Here is a 2840-nt window from a genome sequence, read left to right as displayed (position 1 = left end):
CAACTATCCTTTCGCCATCGACCCGCCGGCCGGGGCCAAGGCCGGCGACCCGATAATGATCGCCGGTCACATTACCGAAGTCGACCAGGACAGAGGCCGGGTTACGTTCAAGGCCGGCGGCCTGGTCACCGTCGACATAGCGTCGGTCGCCGCCTGGAAGTCGGTGCTTCGCGATCCGCCGTGACGCCTATCTCGGTTCCCGGTTCATGCTGAGATAGGTGGGGTCGAACTCAGCCAACTCCACCAGCAGATCCCAGTCGAGGATGGTCACGGTATAGCTCGACCAGCTGACCAGGCCGATGTTGCGCAGCATGCCGATGACCCTGTTCATATGGACGACCGACAGCCCGAGCACATCGGCAAGCTCCGCTTGCGACAAGGGAAGCTGGAAGCTCATCCCGCTGGTGCGCTTGACCACCTGGAGGCGGACGAACAGCTCGCAAATGAGATGGGCGAGGTGCGATGTCTTGGAACGCCGGCCCATGGCCACGATCCACTCCCGGTGGATGGCGCCGTCGACGAGCGTGTCCAGCCACAAAAGCCGCGTCAGATGCGGCGCCTGCTCGGTAATGGCGCGCAGCTTGCCGTGCTCGGCGGCGGCCACGCGGCATGGCGACAGCGCGATGATGCCGTGGTCCATTGTCTTCAGGAGAAAGGCGTGAAGGTCGACGAAGTCGCCCGGAACCTGCAAGGACGTGAACTGCCGGCCGCCATCCTCGAGCACCTTGTAGCGCGCGGCAATGCCGTCGAGGATCAGGGTGCTGTGGGTCGGTCTCGAGCCTTCCGAAACGATGTCCTGCCCCGTGGCGACATGCCTTTCGGTCGAGATGGCACCCGCCAGCAATTCCTTTTCCGCCTCCGAGAGGTCGTCGTGCTGGCCAAGGTTCAGATACAGGGATTCGAGCATTCGGTTCCGATCCTGCGTGCACCGCCAAGAGCAAACGCCGCAGCCGGCGTCCGGTTGCAGCCGGGCTGACTAGGCATGCGCGCCGGGAGACTTGCCGACAGGAGAGCCGTCCCGGTGATCCCGCGCGCCGCGCGCCGTCCACGACTTGGGTTCACGAAATATTTCGCAGGGAACATCCGTTCCCGGCCACGCTTATCGTGATGCAAGGAAGCGGCGCTTGCGATTTCACGGGCGCCGTTTCCTTTGCACCCTCAAGGCGCATCAACCGATGGAGCAAAGTGATGGCAAGGAAGAATTCGTCCGGCGCGGCGAACGGCCTGGAGAGCCTGTTCGTGGACGGCCTGAAGGACATTTACTACGCGGAAAAGAAGATCCTGAAGACGTTGCCCAAGCTGGCGAAGGCAGCCCAGTCAAAGGAACTGAGCGCGGCCTTCGAGAAGCATCGCATGGAAACGGAGGGACAGGTCGAGCGCCTGGAACAGGTGTTCGAACTGATGGGCAAGGCCGCAAGGGGCAAGACCTGTCCGGCGATCGACGGCATCCTTGAAGAAGGGTCGGAAATCCTCGAGGAGTACGAGGACGAGCCGGCGCTGGACGCGGGCCTGGTGGCGGCTGCCCAGGCCGTCGAGCATTATGAAATAGCCCGCTACGGCACGCTGGTCGCCTGGGCGGAGCAACTGGGCCTCAAGGACGCGGTGCCGTTGCTGCGCGAAACGCTGGCGCAGGAGTCCGCCACCGACGAGGCGCTGAGCGCGCTGGGCGAAAGTGGCGCGAACCAGCGGGCGTTGCAGGCGGCAGCCTGAGCCGCCGGGCACCCGCTCTGGTCGCCCGCAACCGCGGTCCCGGTCGAGGCCGGGGCCGCGCGCGATCACAAGGATTCCCGAACAAACAAACGGGCGTCTCGGCCGCAACACGCTGCCGACGGCTCTGGCTTTGGCACGACGCCATGGAGCATGGCGCATCAGGCGGAGGATTAGGGGTTGGAACGAATATTCAACCGTGTCGCGGAGGCGGTCGCCCATGCCGCGGGCCGCCCTTGGGCTTTCGTCTCATGCTTGGCCTGCGTGGTCGTCTGGGCCTTGTCCGGTCCGGTGTTCGCCTTTTCGGAGACCTGGCAACTCGTCATCAACACCGGGACCACAATCATCACCTTTCTGATGGTGTTCCTGATCCAGAACACCCAGAACCGCGACGGTGCGGCCATACAGGCGAAGCTCGACGAACTCATCCGGTCCGGACAGGGAAAGAACGACTTCATCGGCATCGAGCATCTCACGGAAGCCGAGGTGCAGGAGTTCAGAAATCGGTGCGCCGAGGCCAAGCAGGCTCAACTGCGCCCTCAGCGCGCCTACTGATTTCTGGACGCAGCAGTCGACGGCGGGTTGGCGGGGTTCCCAGTCCTGAAACAAAACGCGGGCGGGACCGTTTGCACTTTGCCAGGGGCCACAGCCCTGGCTACTCCAGTAAGGCCTCTCCCGCTGGCTCCGGCCGGCGGGCTTTTTAGCAATCACTAACGGAACCGAAGCGACCATGCGATATTGAATCAAAGTTTCGCATGGGGAGTTCCAATGCCTAGGCTTGCCGGCGGCGACCGGTTGTCATTTATCGAGCCGTTGATGCCGACGCTCGTCGACAAGCCACCGGAAGGCGATGGCTGGATTCATGAAGTGAAATTCGACGGCTACCGCTCCCAAATTGTTCGGGACGTGGCCGGTGTGCGCATTTTCAGCCGCCGCGGGCTCGACTGGACTGCAAAATATCGCGACCTTGCCAAGGCCGCGAGCGAGCTCGAGGCCGAGGACGCGATCATCGACGGCGAAGTGATCGTCACGAATGAGGCTGGGCTGTCCGACTTCAAGGCGCTGCGTAAGGCCATTACCAGTCGGCAACAGGACCTCTATTTCGTCGCCTTCGATCTTCTCCACCTCAATGG

The 2840-nt window shown here is 63.1% G+C and carries 3 protein-coding genes and 2 pseudogenes; 4 read left to right on the top strand and 1 reads right to left on the bottom strand.

From position 1 onward, the window contains the following. A pseudogene (locus tag EN742_RS38335) lies at positions 1-184 on the top strand (hypothetical protein); the annotation flags it as partial. Between the two features lie 3 nt (positions 185-187). Here the strand turns inward: EN742_RS38335 and EN742_RS30440 are convergent. Beyond that, complete coding sequence (locus EN742_RS30440; RefSeq protein ID WP_126055223.1) at positions 188-907, bottom strand: Crp/Fnr family transcriptional regulator; 720 nt, start codon at positions 905-907, stop codon at positions 188-190. A 281-nt stretch (positions 908-1188) separates the two neighbouring features. Between EN742_RS30440 and EN742_RS30435 the strand changes: the two genes are divergently transcribed. The 3 genes and pseudogenes from EN742_RS30435 to EN742_RS30425 all read left to right on the top strand — a co-directional run. Continuing rightward, the gene (locus EN742_RS30435; protein WP_126055224.1) at positions 1189-1710 is read left to right on the top strand and encodes a ferritin-like domain-containing protein; all 522 of its coding nucleotides are present in this window, start codon (positions 1189-1191) and stop codon (positions 1708-1710) included. Between the two features lie 177 nt (positions 1711-1887). After that, positions 1888-2262 carry a low affinity iron permease family protein gene (locus EN742_RS30430; protein ID WP_126055225.1) on the top strand — a complete coding sequence of 125 codons (375 nt, stop codon included), beginning with the start codon at positions 1888-1890 and terminating at the stop codon, positions 2260-2262. Positions 2263-2475: 213 nt separating this feature from the next. Beyond that, a pseudogene (locus tag EN742_RS30425) lies at positions 2476-2840 on the top strand (ATP-dependent DNA ligase); the annotation flags it as partial.

The organism is Mesorhizobium sp. M4A.F.Ca.ET.020.02.1.1 (assembly GCF_004022645.1).
In the GTDB taxonomy this organism is placed as follows: domain Bacteria; phylum Pseudomonadota; class Alphaproteobacteria; order Rhizobiales; family Rhizobiaceae; genus Mesorhizobium.
This window is presented reverse-complemented; position numbering and strand designations above follow the sequence as displayed.

Excerpts from the sequence above, each read along its gene's own strand:
- EN742_RS30440 (WP_126055223.1), bottom strand. The coding sequence starts at position 907 with ATGCTCGAATCCCTGTATCTGAACCTTGGCCAGCACGACGACCTCTCG.
- EN742_RS30435 (WP_126055224.1), top strand. The coding sequence starts at position 1,189 with ATGGCAAGGAAGAATTCGTCCGGCGCGGCGAACGGCCTGGAGAGCCTG.